We start from the raw sequence: 17,882 nt of genomic DNA on the forward strand, positions 1-17,882 counted from the left end.
CGTCCGCCTGCGCCCCAGGGCGAGCAGAGGAGCTTGACCCTTTATGATCGACCCCAAAACCGCCAGACGGGGCCTTGCGCTCGTCTTCACGACGCTGCTGCTCGATATCATCGGCTTCGGCATGATCATGCCGGTGTTGCCGGCCTATCTCAGGGAGTTGACTGGCGTCAGCATCAGCGGAGCGGCGATCGAGGGCGGGTGGCTGTTCTTCGTCTATGCGGCGATGCAGTTCTTCTTTGGGCCCATCATGGGCGGCTTGAGCGACCGCTTCGGACGGCGGCCGATCCTGCTCGCCTCGGTGCTGACCTTTTCCATCGACAACCTGATCTGCGCCGTCGCTTGGTCCTTCCCCATGCTGTTCATTGGGCGCGTGCTGGCCGGCATTTCCGGCGCCAGCTATTCGACGACATCCGCCTTCATCGCCGACATCTCCAACGATGAGAACCGGGCGAAGAATTTCGGCCTGCTCGGCATCGCTTTTGGCGTCGGCTTCGTCATCGGGCCGGTTCTGGGCGGGCTGCTCGGTACGTTCGGGCCGCGCGTACCGTTCTATTTCGCCGCCGGGCTGGCTTTCGTGAACTTCCTGATTGCGCTGTTCCTGTTGCCGGAAACGCTCGATGACAAGCACCGCCGCCGCTTCGAGTGGAAACGCGCGAACCCGGTTGGGACGCTCCTGCAGATGCGCCAATACAAAGGCATCGGCTGGATCGGGCTTGTCTTCTTCCTGATGACGCTCGGGCACATGATGTATCCGGCGGTGTGGTCGTTCGTCTCCAATTACCGCTACGGCTGGAGCGAGCAGCAGATCGGCTTTTCGCTCGGCGCCTTCGGCCTGTGCGGGGCTATCGTCATGGCGACGGTGCTGCCGCGCGTGATCCCCAGGCTTGGCGAGTGGAAGACGGCAGCCATCGGCCTTGCCTTCACGGCGCTCAGCGCCTTCGGATACGCCTTCGCGTCGCAAGGCTGGATGATCTATGCGGTGATCGTCGTCGGCTGCCTGGAAGCGCTTGCCGACCCGCCGCTGAGGAGCCTCGCCGCCGCCAAGGTGCCGCCTTCGGCGCAAGGCGAACTGCAAGGCGCGATGACCTCGATCTTTTCGATTACCTCAATCATCACACCGCTGCTCTATACGGCGATCTTCTCATGGTTCACCGGGCCGAGCGCGCCCGTGACCTTCGGCGGCGCGCCCTATCTGGTTGGCGCGTTTTTCCTGACGCTGGCGCTCATCGTCTTCGTCACCAAGGTGGCAAAGCCGGTGGCGGTCAGAAACGTCACCACCAGCGTGGCGGAAGATGGAGCGCAGATATGAGCGATGACGGACGCGTGAGGCGCGCGCCGCTTCCGGTTAAGCCCGCTCCGCCAGCAATTCTTCGCCGCGCTTTTCGCGGATCAGATTGACGAAGCGGCGGAACAGATAGTGCGAATCCTGCGGGCCGGGCGAGGCCTCGGGATGATGCTGGACCGAGAACACCGGACGGCCGGTCAGCGTGATGCCGCAATTCGAGCCGTCGAACAGCGAGACATGGGTTTCCTCGACGCCTGATGGCAGCGAGTCCGCATCGACGGCAAAGCCGTGGTTCATGGAGACGATCTCGACCTTGCCGGTGGTGTGGTCCTTGACCGGATGGTTGGCGCCGTGATGGCCCTGATGCATCTTGGCGGTCCTGCCGCCCAGCGCCAGCGCCAGCATCTGGTGGCCAAGGCAGATGCCGAACACCGGGATGTCGGTCTTCAGCAGGTCCCGGATGACCGGCACGGCATAGTCGCCGGTGGCTTCGGGATCGCCGGGGCCGTTGGAGAGGAAGATGCCGTCCGGCTGCATGGCAAGGATTTCTTCAGCGCCGGTCTTGGCCGGCACCACGGTGACCTTGGCGCCAAGGCCGGCGAGCAGGCGCAAGATGTTGCGCTTGACGCCGTAGTCGATGGCAACGACATGCATCGAAGGCTCGGCCTGTTCGCCAAAGCCTTCGTTCCAGACCCATGGCGTCTCGCGCCAGACCGAGGACTGACCTGACGTGACTTCCTTGGCGAGATCGAGCCCGATCAGGCCCGACCATGCGGCGGCGCGCTGCTTCAGGTCGTCGAGGTCGAAGACGCCGTCGGGCGCATGCGCAATGACTGCGTTGGGCATCCCCTTTTCACGGATCAGCGCGGTGAGCGCACGGGTGTCGATGCCCGACAGGGCGACGATGCCGCGCTTCTTCAGCCATTGGTCGAGACCGGTACCGGCGCGGTAGTTGGACGGGTTGGTGACATCGGCCTTGAACACGGCACCGACAGCGCCGGCGCGTGCAACCGGATTGAGATCCTCGATGTCCTCTTCATTGGTGCCGATGTTGCCGATATGCGGGAAGGTGAAGGTGACGATCTGGCCGGCATAGGACGGGTCGGTGAGGATTTCCTGGTAGCCGGTGAGCGCCGTGTTGAAGCAGACTTCGGCGACGGCGGAGCCGGTGGCGCCCAGGCCGCGACCCTCGATGACGGTGCCGTCGGCCAGCACCAGAAGGGCGGTCGGCCTTTCGGTTGTCCAAGCGGGGGTCATCTCGGCCATGGCGGCGCTCCTATCAGTCTGCGCGCTGCAATCGGCCTGGCGGACCATCTGCGCGGCAAATAGCGCGAAGCGGCGATTTCGCGGCTTCCACGCAGTCAAGCTTCAGTTCATGCAAGGCCCAGTACATAGGGGAAGGGCGCAAAGCGGTCAATGATCATGCGCAATCCGGCTCCGATTTATTTCATCTAGCAATATCAGTGACTTGCCTGGCAATATCAGGGTTTGCGTTGGCCTCTCCCCGGCGCTATTGTCCGCGCCGATCGAAGGAGAAAGCACCATGCGTGGCAAAATCGCCGAATCCCTGAAGAGCGCGATGAAGGCGCAGGACAAGCACCGGCTGCCGACATTGCGGCTGATCCAGGCGGCCATCCACGACCGCGACATCGCCAATCGTGGCGCCGGCAAGGACCCGGCCGGCGACGAGGAGATCCTGCAGATCCTGGCCAAGATGGTGAAGCAGCGCGAGGAATCGGCCAAGGCCTTCGACGACGGCAAGCGACCGGAACTGGCGGCGCAGGAGCGTAGCGAGATGGAGATCATCCGCGCCTTCCTGCCAACGCAGTTGGACGATGCCGCCGTGGCGGTGGCGGCGCGCGAGGCGATCGCGTCGACAGGTGCGGCCAGCCAGAAGGACATGGGCAAGGTGATCGCCGCGCTGAAGCAGAAATATGCCGGCCAGATGGATTTCGGCAAGGCAAGCGGCATCGTCAAGGGCCTGCTGCAGTAGGCTTGCCGCCCATCGCTGACCGGGGCTTGCGACCGTCAGCGGTTGCCAATTCGGCCTGACCGTTCACCAATGCCTTCGACAACGATGCGGATCAGGTGCCTGATCTCGTCTTCGCTGAAAGGCTCTCCCGAGAGCGCCGAAAGCATCGCCTGGCTGGGCGGCAGCCTAACCGGGTGCTGAATTCAAGACCCCTTGCAGATCGGCAGTGGCTGGGGCGGTGGTGCCGGATGATCCGTCTTGTATTGGGCGATGATTGGCTCGAGGGTTTTTCTCGGCCAGAATTTCGGCGCGCCGATTTCCTTCAGGCAGGATGCGTTCCAGTAGGGCACACCGCCCGACTGCGAACGGTGTGCCACTACCGCGGCAATGTCGCGTGATTCCGGATAGATGTAGAGTGTCGTCGGATTGTCCTTCACCATCGAGATGATCTGCCGCGCATCCGCCGGCGACCAGCTGGTGCAGCCATTGCTGCGGCCGCCAGGATAGTCCACCAGCTTGCCGAACGGCACCAAACCGTCATGGTCGGCATATGAGCTGTTCGGATTTTTGCGCATGCACTGGGCGCGCAGCACCTGCGCCGCATGGCCGCCGATCACCCGCTGCCTGGCATTGGCGGCTTCGCCTTCGCCGTCGAACTGTATGAAGGTGCGCAGGAAAGCCGCGTCCTGCTTCGCACCGGTGCGATAAAAGCCTTTGAACGAAGTTTTCGCCTCGCGGGTCATATAGGCGCCGCCTGCGGTCAGTTCCGAATCCATGGCATTGCCGAAGTTCTTCGAGCATCGCCTGCCATTTGAAAAATCGACAGTGCCTTTGAGGTTGCGGCCGCCGCCGTGACCCGACGGAATTGCGCGAAACGACTGGCTGGCTTCGCAGATGACATAATACCGGCGCCCGAGCACGCCATTGCCGAGATCGCCGGGTCGTGTGGCGTCCATGGCGAAATAGCAGGGGTTTCTGACCGCACCTTGCGCCACCTTTTTCAGGTAAAGCGAGCGCGCCCGCTCAAGGACCACCTGCGAGATCTGACCGTCGCTGTCGCCGACATGGGCCCGCAGCCAGGCGGGAACATCGGGAGGCTGCAGCGCGGCAAACGACCGCGCCGACACCGTCAGGGCGAGGACAGCAAGGAGGAGACTGGCGACGACACCCAGAGGGACAGATATCAACCGCACCGGATCACTTCTCCCCCGTTCGCAATTCCTCGCGGTGTTGCCGCCGCGAATCAATCATAAATCGCCTCGCGCCAATCGGCGAAACACATCTTGTTTAGCAGGCTCCCAGCGGTGATTTCACGTTTGGTCTAGGCAAGCCGCAAGCTAACCCCGCGAAGCCGGAGACCATGTCGTGTTTGTCAGGCGGTTGCCGTCAGGTTCAGCAGGTGCGCAATCGGTGTCGGATTGTGCTGCGCGCGCAACGCGTCGGCCGACTGACGAACGATTTCGGAAATCCGCAGCAGCTGTTTGGCAATCGGGCTGGTCTTGCGCCAGACCATGCCGATCGTCCGCGACGGCTGGGGACTCCTGAAGCGCGCGATGGAGACCGACGCCGAGCGCGTCTCCACAGGTACTGCCATTTCCGGGATCAAGGTGACGCCAATGCCGGCGCTGACCATCTGGACCAGGGTCGACAGCGAACTGCCGTCCAGCAACTCGCGTGGCCGTGCCGAATGCATGTTGCAGAAGGACAGTGCCTGGTCGCGGAAACAATGGCCTTCTTCCAGCAGAAGCAGCCGCATTTCACGCAGCATTTCGCGATTGGGCACCGGCTTTCCCGCGTCTTCGCCGGGCCGGACCAGGACGAAGGCCTCGGCAAACAGCACAATTTCCGTCAGCGACGGTTCGGACACCGGCAAGGCAACGATGGCCGCATCGAGCCTACCGTCCGCCAGTTCCTGGATCAGCTTCTGCGTCTGCGTCTCGCGCACATGGATATCGAGGCCATCATGCATGCTCGAGAGGTTGCCAATGATCGTCGGCAGTAGGTAGGGCGCGATCGTCGGGATGACGCCAATGCGCAGCCGACCAACCAGCCTGTCGCGCGACGAGCGCGCGAGGTCGGCGAGTTCGTCCACCGAACGCAGGATGTCGCGGACGCGCAAGGCGAATTCTTCGCCAAAGTTGGTCAGCCGGACCTGTCGCGGGCTTCTTTCGAAAAGCTCCGTGCCCAGTGTTTCCTCCAATTCCCTGATCTGCACCGAAATGGCAGGCTGGGAGATCGCACAGGCGTCGGCCGCGCGCCCGAAGTGATTGTGCCGCGCCAGCGCCTCGAAATAGCGCAGCTGCTTCAGCGTCAGGTTTGTCATAATGTCATCTTATCGCTGTAATCAGGAAATCCAACTTAAACTAATCGCGTAGCTTTGCTATAGGAGCTGCAAGGGAGATGAGGAGCAGCCGGGACGGTTCGTCCGGGGCGCCCGCAGCGACAGGAACATCCAAGATATTCGGTCGCGTATATGGCATACGGTCATCGCAGCAGCCATGAAACGGACCGCTTCCAGGGACATCCATTGTCCTTGTTCACGCAGCAGTTGAAACAACTCAACACAGCCACGATCGGAGAAAAACATGGACGCACAAACTGACGACCCCAGCACGGGCAAATGCCCGGTCGTGCACACAGCCGTCGGCAGGGTCAACCGCGACTGGTGGCCGAACCAGCTCAATGTCCAGATCCTCCACCAGCAGTCGCCGCTGTCCGATCCGATGGGTGAGGCGTTCGACTATGCCGAGGAATTCAAGAGCCTCGACCTCGACGCCGTGATCAAGGACCTGCATGCGCTGGTGACGGACTCGCAGGAGTGGTGGCCGGCCGATTTCGGCCATTACGGGCCGCTGTTCATCCGCATGGCGTGGCATAGCGCCGGCACCTACCGCATCGCCGACGGCCGTGGCGGCGCCGGGGCAGGCCAGCAGCGCTTCGCGCCGCTGAACAGCTGGCCGGACAACGTCAACCTCGACAAGGCGCGCCGGCTGTTGTGGCCGATCAAGCAGAAATACGGCCGGAAGATCTCCTGGGCCGACCTGCTGATCCTGACCGGCAACGTCGCGCTGGAATCGATGGGCTTCAAGACCTTCGGTTTCGCCGGCGGCCGCGCCGACGTGTGGGAGCCCGAGGAGGACATCTACTGGGGTCCGGAAGGCAAATGGCTGGCCGACGAGCGCTACAGCGGCGACCGCGATCTCCAGGATCCGCTCGGTGCCGTGCAGATGGGCCTGATCTACGTCAACCCGGAAGGACCGAACGGCAAGCCTGATCCGCTGGCCTCGGCGCGCGATATCAGAGACACCTTCGCGCGCATGGCCATGAACGACGAGGAGACCGTCGCGCTGATCGCCGGCGGCCACACCTTCGGCAAGACCCATGGTGCCGGCGATGCGACGCTGGTCGGCGTGGAGCCGGAAGGTGCCGACATCGAGCAGCAAGGCCTTGGCTGGGCGAGCACGTTCGGCACCGGCAAGGGCGGCGACGCCATCGGCAGCGGCCTGGAAGTGACCTGGACGACGACGCCGACCAAGTGGAGCAACAACTTCTTCGACAATCTGTTCGGCTTCGAATGGGAGCTGACCAAGAGCCCGGCCGGGGCGCACCAGTGGACGCCGAAGGGCGGCGCGGGTGCTGGCAGCGTGCCGGATGCGCACAACGCCGGAAAGCGCCACGCGCCCTCCATGCTGACCACCGACCTCGCCTTGCGGTTCGATCCTTCCTACGAGACGATCTCGCGGCGCTTCCATGAGAACCCGGCTCAGTTCGCCGACGCATTCGCGCGCGCCTGGTACAAGTTGACCCACCGCGACATGGGCCCGCTGGTTCGCTATCTCGGCCCGTTGGTTCCAAAAGAGGAACTGCCCTGGCAGGACGTCATTCCGGCGGTCGATCATGTGCTGATCGACGAAGAGGACGCTGCGGCGCTGAAGGCTGAGATCCTGGCGTCCGGCCTGTCGGTGTCGCAACTGGTGTCGGCGGCGTGGGCGTCGGCCTCGACCTTCCGTGGTTCCGACAAGCGCGGCGGCGCCAATGGCGCGCGCATCCGCCTTGCGCCGCAGAAGGACTGGGCCGTCAACCAGCCGGCGGAACTCGCCAAGGTGCTCGACAAGCTCGAAGCGATCCGCAAGGCGTTCAACGCTTCGCAGACCGGCAGCAAGAAGGTCTCGCTTGCCGACCTGATCGTTCTCGGCGGCGGCGCCGCCGTCGAGAAGGCCGCGAAGGACGCTGGCCACAGCGTCGACGTTCCCTTCTGGCCGGGCCGCATGGATGCCTCGCAAGAGCAGACGGACATCCACTCCTTCGCACCGCTGGAACCAACCGTTGACGGTTTCCGCAACTATGTCAGCGGCAAGCAGCGGCTGACCGTCGAGGAGGCGCTGGTCGACCGCGCGCAACTGCTGACGCTGACGGCGCCGGAGATGACGGTTCTCGTCGGTGGCCTGCGCGTTCTCGGCGCCAATGCCGGGCAGTCGAAGCACGGTGTCTTCACCAAGCTGCCGGAAACGCTGAGCAACGACTTCTTCGTCAACCTGCTCGACATGGGCACGGAGTGGAAGGCGACCTCGGACGCCAAGGACGTGTTCGAAGGCTGCGACCGCAAGACCGGCGAAGTCAAGTGGACCGGTACCCGCGCCGACCTCATCTTCGGCTCGCACTCGCAGCTGCGCGCGCTGGCCGAAGTTTATGCGACCGCAGACGCCAAGGCGAAATTCGCCAGGGATTTCGTGGTGGCATGGACCAAGGTGATGAACGCCGACCGTTTTGATATCGCCTGAGCTCGGCAAAGGCACTGGCGCGGCCTGGGAATGGTTGCGCCAGAGCGTCGGTTCCTCCCAAGGGATAAGACCAGGGCCGCGTTTCCAGCGATGGGAATGCGGCCTTGTCGCAAGAGGCCGCACCCGGTGGACCGTGCCTTCGCGGATAATGCTGCTACTTTATCGGCGCAGCTACTCCGCCGGTGCAAAATGGTCGAACTCGTCAAACCCGCGCTTGAACATTTACCGTCCTATAAAGCGGCACTCGAGCGCGACTGGTCGCCGGACAATGTGCGGCTCGAGCGAGCGACGCGCGAGCAGCTTGCGGCCATCGAGAAGGATCCGGTGGCCTTTCTCGCCGACCTCGATGATCCCCTGGCCAAGGGCGGCCCTATAACCTTGCCCGACGGCAGAAAGGTGCCGCGCCTGCCGGGCTTTCGGCGCTGGATCTGGGACGGCGAAGCTTCCGGTTCGATCGGCTTTCGCTGGCAGCCAGGTACGGCTGCGCTGCCGCCGCATGTGCTCGGCCATATCGGCTATGCGGTGGTGCCGTGGAAGCGACGGCGTGGCTACGCCACCGAGGCGCTGCGGCTGATGCTGGACGAGGCGAGGGCGGTCGGCTTGCCTTATGTCGAGATCACCGCCAAGCCGGGCAATCCGGCATCGCACAAGGTGATCCTGACCAATGGCGGCAAGCTCGTCGAGCGTTTCTTCGAGGATGCCGCCTATGGCGGAGCGGAAAGCCTGCGGTTCCGAATCGAGTTGTAACGGGCGCGCGAGCCATCCTCACCCGTGCTCGTCGGCGCACAGCGCGTGATCGGACAAGGCGCGGATGACGTAGCAGTCGCCGACCGTATTGCCGTCGCAGCAAGACGCGATGCGTTCGAGTTCGGCCTCCAGCCGCTGCAGCTGGGCAATCTTTTCCCGCACCGAAATCAGTTGCTCCCCGGCGATCCGGTCGGCATGGCCGCAGGGCTGCTCGGGGTGGCCGCTCAATTCGATGAGCGAGCGGATATCCTCGACGGCGAAGCCGAGGTCGCGGGCGTGACGGATGAAGGCCAGCCGCTCGAGCTCTTGCCGGCCATAGCGGCGCTGGTTGCCTTCCGAACGCTCGGGTGCGGCAACCAGGCCCATCTGCTCGTAGTAGCGGATCGTCGGCACCTTGACCCCGGTGCGGCGGGAGAGATCGCCGATCGAAAACATGATTTTGCCTCTTGAAGCTCTAGTGACTAGAGCAATTACAGTGTCCGACATCAGGGTTCAAGACTCACGCGGCGGCACGCCGCGCGGGCAAGCCAGACAGGTGATGTGATGACGGCTCCCCTCAGGCAGCCAAGTATCAGACAGACACGGTTCAAGATCGACGGCATGGACTGCGCCTCCTGCGCGGCCAAGATCGAGACGGCGGTGCGCCGTCTCGATGGCGTGGCCGACGTCTCGGTTTCGGTGACCGGCGCCAGCATGACGGTCAGCCACGGCGATGCACTGCCCGAAGACAAGGTGCTGCAGCAGGTGACGCGGCTTGGCTACGCCATCGCCAGGGCGGAAGCCAAGATCGACAGGCGTGCTTCAGTGGCCAAGGCACGTGATCATGCTGATCACGATCATGAAGGCCACGACCATGGCGGCGAGCCGGTCGGCAAGCGGGCTACCGGCGGTTCTACCCATCTCCACGGCGATGCCGAGCCGGGGCAGGCGTGGTGGCGCAGCCGTCGCGCGGCGCTGACGCTGGCCTGTGCTGCAGCGCTTCTTGCCGCCTACGGCATCGGTCATCTGTTTCCGGCGGCCGAGCGCTGGGTCTTCCTGGCCGCACTGCTGGTTGGCCTGGTGCCGATCGCCCGGCGCGCGCTGACGGCGGCACTGGCCGGCACGCCGTTCTCGATCGAGATGCTGATGACCATCGCCGCCGGCGGTGCGGTGATGATCGGCGCCACCGAGGAAGCCGCCGCCGTGGTTGTGCTGTTCCTGATCGGCGAAATGCTGGAAGGCGTCGCTGCCGGTCGGGCACGGGCCAGCATCCAGGGCCTGGCCGACCTGGTGCCGAAGACGGCAATTGTCGAGCGGGCAGGCGGCACGGTCGAAGTCCCTGCGGAAGACCTTGCCGTCGGCGATGTGATCGTGGTGCGGCCAGGTGATCGTATCCCGGCCGATGGCAAGATCGTCGAGGGAGCGAGCGCTATCGACGAAGCGCCTGTGACCGGCGAGAGCACGCCCAAGCGCAAGGGTGTCACGGACGGTGTCTTCGCCGGCACGATCAGCACCGACGGTGTGCTCAAGGTTCGGGTGACGGCAGCAGCGTCGGACAACACAATCGCCCGCGTGGTGCGGCTGGTGGAGGAAGCGCAGGAGGCCAAGGCGCCGACCGAGCGCTTCATCGATCGCTTCTCACGGTATTATACGCCTGCTGTGCTGGTGGTTGGGGCGCTGGTGACGCTGCTGCCGCCGCTCGTCGCCGGCGGCGACTGGAACGAATGGATCTACAAAGGCCTGGCGATCCTGTTGATCGGCTGCCCCTGCGCGTTGGTCATCTCGACGCCGGCGGCGCTCGCCGCCGGTCTGGCGACCGGCGCGCGGCATGGCCTGTTGATGAAGGGCGGTGCCGTGCTGGAAGGCTTTCGCCGGATCACCGCCGTCGCCTTCGACAAGACCGGTACGCTGACCGCGGGCAAACCGGTGGTGACCGAAATCGTGGCCTATGGGCGCGACGAACGCACCGTGCTGGCGCTGGCGGCAGCACTTGAGCAGGGCTCCAGCCATCCCCTCGCGGTGGCCATACTGGACAAGGCCAAGGCCGCCAAGGCGCCGGTGCCGCCTGCCTTGGCCGCGAAGGCGATTCCAGGCAAAGGCGTCGAGGGCAGCGTCGGCGGCGTCGCGGTCTTCCTCGGCTCCGGTCAGGCGGCGGGCGAACGCGCTGCGATGACCGAGGCGCAGCGGCTTGCCATCGACAGCCTCAACGGCCAGGGCAAGACAGTCTCGGCGCTGGTGGCCGGTGGCGTGGTGGCCGGGCTGATCGCCATGCGCGACGAGCCGCGGCCGGATGCGGCGGCCGGCATTGCGGCGCTGAAGGCCGAAGGCATCCGCGCTGTGATGCTGACCGGCGACAACCGACGCACGGCCGAAGCCATTGCCGCTTCGCTCGGTATCGAGGCGCGGGCTGAGCTCTTGCCTCAGGACAAGCTGCGCATCGTCGGCGAATTGCAGCGCGGGGGGCTGAGGGTGGCCAAGGTCGGCGACGGCATCAACGACGCACCGGCGCTCGCCGCCGCCGACATCGGCATTGCCATGGGCGGCGGCACCGATGTGGCGTTGGAGACGGCCGATGCTGCGATCCTGCATGGCCGGGTCATGGATGTCGCGCGCATGGTGCGGCTGTCGCGGGCGGTGATGGCCAACATCGGCCAGAACATTGCCGTTGCTCTGGGGCTGAAGGCGGTGTTCCTGGTTACCACCATCGCTGGCATCACCGGCCTGTGGCCGGCGATCCTGGCCGACACCGGCGCCACCGTGCTGGTCACCGCCAACGCCATGCGACTGCTGCGCTGGCGCGGATAAATTTCCTGTTTCTGTGCCCAGTCAGTTGCCGGCCTACGGCGCATGACCTCTCCGGATCGTGCTCTACTCGGCTGGGGCCGTCAGTGGCGGCGTGGCGTTGCTGCGCCCCTCCCAGACATAAGAGGCGAGCGCCACCGCGACGGCGACCAGCATGGCGATGGCGCCAAGCAGCGGCAGGCTGCGGTAGCCATAGCCGGCATTCAGCATCGCTGCGCCCAGCGATGCGGCAAGAGCGATGCCCACATTGAAGCCGGATGGAATGAGCGAGGAAGCGAGATTGGACGCATCAGCCGTCCAGGCCAGGATGCGGGTCTGGATCGGTGTACCGATGGCGAAGTTGAGACCGCCCCAGATGACGATCGCCACAACCATCGGCAAGGGGTAGGGGCTGACGGCATAGATCACCGCCAGCGTCACTGCCTGCAGGGCCAGCATGGTGATCAGCGACGGCATCAGATTCCAGTCGGAGAGCTTGCCGCCAAGGAAGACGCCGAGCGTGGCGCCGACGCCGTTGAGCAGCAGCACCCACGGCACCAGGCTTTCATCAAGGCCGGTGATTTCGAGCAATGTCGGCGTGATGTAGGTGAACAGGCCGAACTGGCCGATCATCAGCATCAGCATCAGGATCAGCGAGGTCCAGACCTGCTGGCGCGCCAGCACGCGAACCTCGCGCGCCAGGCCGGCGGGCTTGGCCTGATATCCGGTGGTGCGCGGTAAAAGCGCTGCCATGGCAAGCGTTGCCACGACACCCAGCGCACCCATCACCCAGAAGGTCGCGCGCCAGCCCCAGATGTTGCCGATCGCGGTGCCGGACGGCACGCCGATGACGTTGGAGACGGTGAGCCCGGACAGGATGACGGCGACCGCCATGCCGCGCTGGTCCTCGCGCACGAGACCGACCGCCACGACCATCGCGACGCCGAAATAGGCGCCATGCGCTATCGCCACGGCAATGCGCAACAGCAGCATCGAGGTGAAATCGGGCGCCAGCGCGCAGGCCGCCTGGCCGATGGTGAAGGCGACGGCAAGGCCGAGCAGCAAGGTCTTGCGCGGCAGCGACTTGGTGGCGAGCGCCAGCAGGGGACCGCCGATGGCGATGCCGCAGGCATAGCCCGAGACGAGATAGCCGGCCGATGGAACCGAGACACCAAGCCCCTCCGCCACTTGCGGCAGCACGCCGGCGATGACGAATTCGGTGGTGCCGAAAGCGAAGGCGGCGATGAACAGGGCGATGAGCGGAAGCGACATGGCGGGAGTTGGATCCTCGAGTGCTGGCCTCAAACCACGGATGGGCGTCGCGGGCAATCCAGAAATTGTTGGCGCCGCTTTAGCTTTTCTAGACTCGACTTCTCGTGTCACCCAGTCGCGTGGCGACTGGATGAGGGGGCGCCCAGTGGCGCCTGGGTCGCTACGCCGGGGTCTTGCGTCCGTATGGAATCTTGAGCCACGCCCGCTCGTGGAAATAATAGAGCAGCGACTTGGTAACGACCTCGGTCAGGCCGATGGTTGCGGCGAGCTTGATGCTTCCCGTCACCACCAGCGAAATGATCATCGTGTCGATGGTGCCGGTCACACGCCAGGAAAGCGCCTTGGCGAAACTGCGCGAATGGGTGTCCATCGATTTCCTCCGAAAGGCTGGGCCAGCCGACCCTTATCCCGACTGGTGGAAACAGAGCAAAGATATTTTGCCGCCGAAGCGAGGACGGTGCGTGATCGCGTCGTCGATCAGCTCGCTTTCAGCCGCGATCCGGTGAGCAGGCCGCGCTCTTCCAGCACCGGATAGGCCATCGACGCCAAAAGCGAGTTGATCTGCTTCAGGTCGCGGATGGTGTCGAGATGGATCGAGCTGGTCTCGACGCTCTTGGCGGTGCCGTCGCGCAGCCGCACGAAATGGCTGGCGCTGGTTTCCTTCTCGCGGTCGCGCAGCTGGTCCTTTTCCAGCACCAACTGGCGGGCGGTCTCGGGATCGCGTGATACCAGCACGTTGAAGGCGAGCCGAGCATTGGCCAGCACCGAAGCGTGGAAAGCGCATAGCTCGCGCCAGCCCTCGGGCGTGAACTCAAGCCCGCGCTCGAGCTTCTTCTTCACATGCACCAGCATGTTGCGCACGATGATGTCGCCGACCTGCTCCAGCTTGACGCAGGCGCCGATCAGCTCCTGGCAGCGCAGCGCCTCGTCCTCGGTCAGCGGATTCCTGGTAAGCTTGGCCAGATAGAGCTTGATCGCCGCGTGCTTGCGGTCGACGCGGTCGTCGAGTGCTGCCAGTGCCTTGATCTTGTCGGCATCGGCGCTCTCGTACAGCTCGATGATGCGCTTGAGCATGATCTCGACGGTCTCGCAGACCCGCACCACCTCGCGCGTGGCATTGGCCAATGCCTGGCTTGGAACGTCCAGCGCGCTCTCGTTGAGCGCGGAAAGCTCGACGACATCGAGTGTGGCAGCCGGCGCCGGTTTGGTGCCGAGTGCCACGATCTTCTCCGAGGCGCGGTAGACGAACCCGGCCAGCGGCAGGCCGGCGAGCAGGATCAGCACATTGAACAGGATGTGAGCGTTGACGATCTGGTCCGCCGCCGTCGCGCCGAGGAAGGCGACGTGCGGCCTGAAGGTCATGAACAGGATCAGCACGACCAGCGAGCCAAGCCCGCGCATCAGGAGATTGCCGATCGGCACGACGCGCACGGCAGGCCCGGCCGAACGGGTCAGCATCGGAGCGATGATCGAGGATCCGAGGTTGACGCCGAGGATGAGGACGACGCCGAGTTCCGGCGTGATCAGGCCACGGCCGGCCAGCGTCGCCATCAACAGAACCGCCGCGATACTCGACTGGAACAGCCAGGTGATCAGCGCCGCCAACAGATAGGCGGTGATGGAATCGCTGGAGAAGTAATTGATGATGACCGGCATGAGCTGGCTGTTGCGCAGCGGCTCCGATGCCTGGCCGATCATTTCCAGCGACAGGATCAAAAGGCCGATACCGACCAGGATGCGGCCGGACTGGCGCCAGTCGCGCCGCTCGGTGGCCATGAACATCACCGTGCCGGTGATCAGGCAGAGCGGCACCAGCAGGGTGAGATCGAAGGTCAGCAGCTTGACCACCAGCGCCGAGCCGATTTCCGCACCACGCACGGCAAGCTGCCCGGCGGCGCCCGAGACGATGCCAGAGCCGGCGAAGGAGCCGACCAGTAGTGTGACGGCGGTGGAGCTTTGCAGGGCGATGGCGAGGCCGGTGCCGGCTAGCACCGCCATGATCGGATTGCGCATGGTGGCGCGCAGACGATGGCGCAGCACGTCGCCATAGGCGCGCTCTACGCCGGTTTTCACCATGCGGGTGGCAAACAGCATCAGCGCCACGGCGCCGGCCAGATGCAGAAGGACGACGGAACCGCTCATGTCGCCGCCTGCATGCGGACCGGGTGCGCGATGCGAACAGCGCGGCGATCAGTGGGGAAAACGAGCGTGCGAATCATGTTCATGGCAGTGACCGATAATGACTGTGATACATTAGCCGGGTAATAAAATCTTGTCGATTTCAAGGGCCGTTGCGCCGCGACAGGCGGTGTCGGAAAATGGACGGACGCGCAAATGGTTGCATAGCGAGGCTGCTGTGGCGCGGTGGATCGCGCGCGTTTGGCTGCGATCTTTGCGAGGATGTTCAACTCTCCTAAATAAGCGAAGGAATTCATTGCACAATTGTAATGCGGACGTTCAGTTTCGGTTCATCGGTGGGTCACTATCCCTTGGGCATCGACAACCAAGGAGACTTCCAATGAAACGCATTGTCCTTTCCGCTCTCGCTTTCTCGATACTGGCCGCCACGTCGCTCGCCGGCCAGGCCGCGCCGATGAATGCGCCGAACGCCCCGCAGTCGACCTACAGCCAGGTCGACTGGCAGAAGCCCGGCAAGCACGTCGACGTCAGGAAGCGTGTCGTGAAGAAGAAGATCGTCGTGAAGCGCAGCCATTGGCGCAATGGCCAGAAGTATTCCGGTTGGAGGCAGCACCGGCCGATCCGCGACTATGGCCGCTATGGCCTGCATCGCCCAGGCCGCGGCCAGGAGTGGATCCGCGTCGGCAACGACTATGTGCTGGTCGGCGTTCTCTCCGGCGTCATTTTCGGCGCGCTTGCCGGGCAGTAAATCTCGTCTGGGCCAGCACCCTGTTGGAGGTGAAAGAAAGGCGGCCCGCAACGGCCGCCTTTTTTGCCCTGTGGAAACCGGGCATCGTCCGCATTAGGGGTCGTCGGATTCCGCGGGCATGATTATATGGTGGGGAAACGAGTTTCCCGATGCGCTTTCCGCCCGCCTTCCTCGACGAGATACGCGACCGCGTGCCGATTTCATCGGTGATCGGCCAGCGCGTTGCGTGGGACAGGAAGAAGACCAACGCGCCGCGCGGCGATTATTGGGCCTGCTGCCCGTTCCATGGCGAGAAGAGCCCGTCCTTCCACTGCGAGGACAAGAAAGGCCGCTACCATTGTTTCGGCTGCTCGGTGTCGGGCGATCATTTCAAGTTCCTCACCGAACTCGACGGCATGAGCTTTCCCGAAGCAGTCGAGAAGATCGCCGACATGGCCGGCGTGCCGATGCCGGTTCGCGACGCGCAGGAGGAGCAGCGCGAAAAGGAACGCGCCAGCCTGACCGATGTCATGGAGATGGCGACCGCCTTCTTCCAGGAGCGCCTGCAGGGGCCGGAGGGCGCGAAAGCCCGCGCTTATCTGCGCGATCGGGGGCTGACACCGGCGACGCAGCAATCGTTCCGGCTCGGCTTCGCGCCCGACAGCCGCAATGCGCTGAAGGAGCATCTCGCCGCCAGGGGTGTTCCCAAAGCCGATATCGAGGCCTGCGGGCTGGTGCGGCATGGTGACGACATTCCGGTCTCCTATGACTGGTTCCGCGACCGCATCATGTTCCCGATCCCGGATTCGCGTGGCAAGATCATTGCTTTCGGGGGCCGCGCGCTGGCGCCGGATGCGCTGGCCAAATACATGAACTCGCCCGACACCGAGCTCTTCCACAAGGGCAATGTGCTCTACAATTTCGCCCGCGCCCGCAAGGCGCTGGCCAAGGGCGGCACGGTCATTGCCGTCGAAGGCTATATGGACGTGATCGCGCTGGCGCAGGCCGGCTTCGAGAATGTCGTGGCGCCGCTCGGCACGGCACTCACCGAAAACCAACTCGAGCTGTTGTGGCGCATGGCCGGCGAGCCGGTGTTGTGCTTCGACGGTGACAAGGCCGGCCTGAAGGCTGCCTGGCGGGCCGCCGACATGGCCCTGCCGGCGGTGCAGGCGGGGCGCTCTGCGCGCTTCGCGCTGCTGCCGGAAGGCAAGGATCCCGACGACCTGGTCAAGGCCGAAGGGCCGGACGCGTTCCGTTCCGTGCTGGCGGATGCGCGGCCGCTGGCCGACCTTCTGTGGATGCGCGAAACGGCCGGCGGCGTCTTCGACACGCCGGAGCGGCGGGCCGAGCTCGAAAAGACGTTGCGCGAATTGACGAGCCGCATCCGCGACGAAAGCCTTCGCTATCACTATCAACAGGAGATGCGCGAGCGCGTGCTGAGCTTCTTCGGCGCCCAGCGCGGTACAAGGCAAGGCCGCCAGGATGGGCGGCCGGGCCAGGGCAAGGCGCCGCCGCCGGGCGGACAATTCGCCAAGGCCGGCGGCGGACGCACGCCGATCACCGAGAGCCTCGGCCGTTCGGCGCTGGTCAAGCGCGGCAGCGAGGGGATGTCGATGCGCGAGGCGACGATCATCGTCGCGCTGGTCAACCATCCGGTGCTGATCGACGAGAATTTCGCACATATCGAGTTTCTCGATCTCGCCAACTCCGATCTGAGGCGGCTGCACGCCGCCATCCTCGACGCGATGGCGCATGACATGGCCAATGACCGTCAGGCCGTGGTGGCAATGATCGAGCGCGCCGGCTGCGCCGAGATCTGGGAGCGGGCGGTCGGGCTGATCCGGCGAATGCGGCATTGGCCGGCACTGGAGACCGCAGCCCTCGAGGATGCCCGCGACGCTTTCAGCCAGGCCCTGCACTTGCAGCGCAGCGCGCGCACCTTACATAAGGAACTGAAACAGGCGGAAGCGGCGCTCGCCACCGATCCCACAGACGAAAACTACCGGCACCTGATCGAAATTCAGGCGCAATTTCAGGATGTACAAGCGACGGAAGCGCTGATCGAAGGATTCGGCGTATCCTCGGGCAGAGCCGGGCGGGCTTAAAGCATGATCCCGAAAAGTGGGAACCGGTTTTCTCGGACAAACGGAAACCGTTTGTCCAGAGATCGTGCTTCCACCAAAAGAAAGACAGAGCCCT

The 17,882-nt window shown here is 64.4% G+C and carries 14 protein-coding genes; 7 read left to right on the forward strand and 7 right to left on the reverse strand.

Features of this window, described 5'->3' with window-relative positions; all coding sequences use genetic code 11:
• The first annotated feature begins 43 nt into the window (after positions 1-43).
• Complete coding sequence (locus AC07FD_RS00725) at positions 44-1,309, forward strand: TCR/Tet family MFS transporter (protein ID WP_095090963.1); 1,266 nt, start codon at positions 44-46, stop codon at positions 1,307-1,309.
• Between the two features lie 36 nt (positions 1,310-1,345).
• On the opposite strand, the gene carA is transcribed toward AC07FD_RS00725, so the two are convergent.
• The gene (carA, locus tag AC07FD_RS00730) at positions 1,346-2,551 is read right to left on the reverse strand and encodes a glutamine-hydrolyzing carbamoyl-phosphate synthase small subunit (protein WP_478348238.1); all 1,206 of its coding nucleotides are present in this window, start codon (positions 2,549-2,551) and stop codon (positions 1,346-1,348) included.
• 277 nt (positions 2,552-2,828) lie between these two features.
• On the opposite strand from carA, the gene AC07FD_RS00735 reads away from it, so the two are divergent.
• Positions 2,829-3,278 (forward strand): GatB/YqeY domain-containing protein, encoded by a 450-nt coding sequence (locus AC07FD_RS00735; protein ID WP_478348239.1) that lies wholly within the window; start codon positions 2,829-2,831, stop codon positions 3,276-3,278.
• Between the two features lie 182 nt (positions 3,279-3,460).
• Here AC07FD_RS00735 and AC07FD_RS00740 read toward each other — a convergent pair whose 3' ends face one another.
• A complete protein-coding gene (locus AC07FD_RS00740) occupies positions 3,461-4,450 on the reverse strand; it encodes a hypothetical protein (protein ID WP_478348240.1) in 990 nt (329 codons plus the stop codon).
• A 179-nt stretch (positions 4,451-4,629) separates the two neighbouring features.
• On the reverse strand, positions 4,630-5,580 hold the full coding sequence (locus AC07FD_RS00745; RefSeq protein WP_478348241.1) for a hydrogen peroxide-inducible genes activator: 951 nt from the start codon (positions 5,578-5,580) through the stop codon (positions 4,630-4,632).
• Positions 5,581-5,842: 262 nt separating this feature from the next.
• On the opposite strand from AC07FD_RS00745, the gene katG reads away from it, so the two are divergent.
• Together katG and AC07FD_RS00755 are read left to right on the forward strand one after the other, a co-directional pair.
• On the forward strand, positions 5,843-8,038 hold the full coding sequence (katG, locus tag AC07FD_RS00750) for a catalase/peroxidase HPI (protein ID WP_478348242.1): 2,196 nt from the start codon (positions 5,843-5,845) through the stop codon (positions 8,036-8,038).
• 189 nt (positions 8,039-8,227) lie between these two features.
• Positions 8,228-8,785 carry a GNAT family N-acetyltransferase gene (locus AC07FD_RS00755; protein WP_478348243.1) on the forward strand — a complete coding sequence of 186 codons (558 nt, stop codon included), beginning with the start codon at positions 8,228-8,230 and terminating at the stop codon, positions 8,783-8,785.
• 18 nt (positions 8,786-8,803) lie between these two features.
• Here the strand turns inward: AC07FD_RS00755 and AC07FD_RS00760 are convergent, their stop codons facing one another.
• A complete protein-coding gene (locus AC07FD_RS00760; RefSeq protein WP_477416022.1) occupies positions 8,804-9,220 on the reverse strand; it encodes a MerR family transcriptional regulator in 417 nt (138 codons plus the stop codon).
• Between the two features lie 108 nt (positions 9,221-9,328).
• Here AC07FD_RS00760 and AC07FD_RS00765 point away from each other — a divergent pair, with 108 nt between their 5' ends.
• Positions 9,329-11,569: a heavy metal translocating P-type ATPase gene (locus AC07FD_RS00765; protein ID WP_478348244.1), complete on the forward strand. Its 2,241-nt coding sequence runs from the start codon at positions 9,329-9,331 to the stop codon at positions 11,567-11,569.
• Between the two features lie 63 nt (positions 11,570-11,632).
• On the opposite strand, the gene AC07FD_RS00770 is transcribed toward AC07FD_RS00765, so the two are convergent.
• The 3 genes from AC07FD_RS00770 to AC07FD_RS00780 all read right to left on the reverse strand — a co-directional run bounded on the left by AC07FD_RS00770 (position 11,633) and on the right by AC07FD_RS00780 (position 14,959).
• Positions 11,633-12,817, reverse strand: coding sequence for an MFS transporter (locus tag AC07FD_RS00770; RefSeq protein WP_478348245.1), 1,185 nt, complete (start codon positions 12,815-12,817; stop codon positions 11,633-11,635).
• Between the two features lie 160 nt (positions 12,818-12,977).
• Positions 12,978-13,187: a DUF2061 domain-containing protein gene (locus AC07FD_RS00775; protein ID WP_095090971.1), complete on the reverse strand. Its 210-nt coding sequence runs from the start codon at positions 13,185-13,187 to the stop codon at positions 12,978-12,980.
• A 107-nt stretch (positions 13,188-13,294) separates the two neighbouring features.
• Complete coding sequence (locus tag AC07FD_RS00780) at positions 13,295-14,959, reverse strand: Na/Pi cotransporter family protein (protein WP_478348246.1); 1,665 nt, start codon at positions 14,957-14,959, stop codon at positions 13,295-13,297.
• A 376-nt stretch (positions 14,960-15,335) separates the two neighbouring features.
• On the opposite strand from AC07FD_RS00780, the gene AC07FD_RS00785 reads away from it, so the two are divergent.
• Positions 15,336-15,704, forward strand: a complete 369-nt coding sequence (locus AC07FD_RS00785) for an RcnB family protein (protein WP_478348247.1) — start codon at positions 15,336-15,338, stop codon at positions 15,702-15,704.
• A gap of 149 nt (positions 15,705-15,853) precedes the next feature.
• Positions 15,854-17,788: a DNA primase gene (gene dnaG, locus AC07FD_RS00790; RefSeq protein WP_478348248.1), complete on the forward strand. Its 1,935-nt coding sequence runs from the start codon at positions 15,854-15,856 to the stop codon at positions 17,786-17,788.
• The last annotated feature ends 94 nt before the right edge of the window (positions 17,789-17,882 follow it).

This window comes from Mesorhizobium waitakense, assembly GCF_056431085.1.

Coding starts and splice junctions, on each gene's coding strand:
- AC07FD_RS00725 (WP_095090963.1), top strand. CDS start 44: ATGATCGACCCCAAAACCGCCAGACGGGGCCTTGCGCTCGTCTTCACG.
- AC07FD_RS00785 (WP_478348247.1), top strand. CDS start 15,336: ATGAAACGCATTGTCCTTTCCGCTCTCGCTTTCTCGATACTGGCCGCC.
- AC07FD_RS00775 (WP_095090971.1), bottom strand. CDS start 13,187: ATGGACACCCATTCGCGCAGTTTCGCCAAGGCGCTTTCCTGGCGTGTG.
- dnaG (WP_478348248.1), top strand. CDS start 15,854: ATGCGCTTTCCGCCCGCCTTCCTCGACGAGATACGCGACCGCGTGCCG.
- katG (WP_478348242.1), top strand. CDS start 5,843: ATGGACGCACAAACTGACGACCCCAGCACGGGCAAATGCCCGGTCGTG.
- AC07FD_RS00765 (WP_478348244.1), top strand. CDS start 9,329: ATGACGGCTCCCCTCAGGCAGCCAAGTATCAGACAGACACGGTTCAAG.
- AC07FD_RS00760 (WP_477416022.1), bottom strand. CDS start 9,220: ATGTTTTCGATCGGCGATCTCTCCCGCCGCACCGGGGTCAAGGTGCCG.
- AC07FD_RS00735 (WP_478348239.1), top strand. CDS start 2,829: ATGCGTGGCAAAATCGCCGAATCCCTGAAGAGCGCGATGAAGGCGCAG.
- AC07FD_RS00755 (WP_478348243.1), top strand. CDS start 8,228: ATGGTCGAACTCGTCAAACCCGCGCTTGAACATTTACCGTCCTATAAA.
- AC07FD_RS00780 (WP_478348246.1), bottom strand. CDS start 14,959: ATGAGCGGTTCCGTCGTCCTTCTGCATCTGGCCGGCGCCGTGGCGCTG.
- AC07FD_RS00770 (WP_478348245.1), bottom strand. CDS start 12,817: ATGTCGCTTCCGCTCATCGCCCTGTTCATCGCCGCCTTCGCTTTCGGC.
- carA (WP_478348238.1), bottom strand. CDS start 2,551: ATGGCCGAGATGACCCCCGCTTGGACAACCGAAAGGCCGACCGCCCTT.
- AC07FD_RS00745 (WP_478348241.1), bottom strand. CDS start 5,580: ATGACAAACCTGACGCTGAAGCAGCTGCGCTATTTCGAGGCGCTGGCG.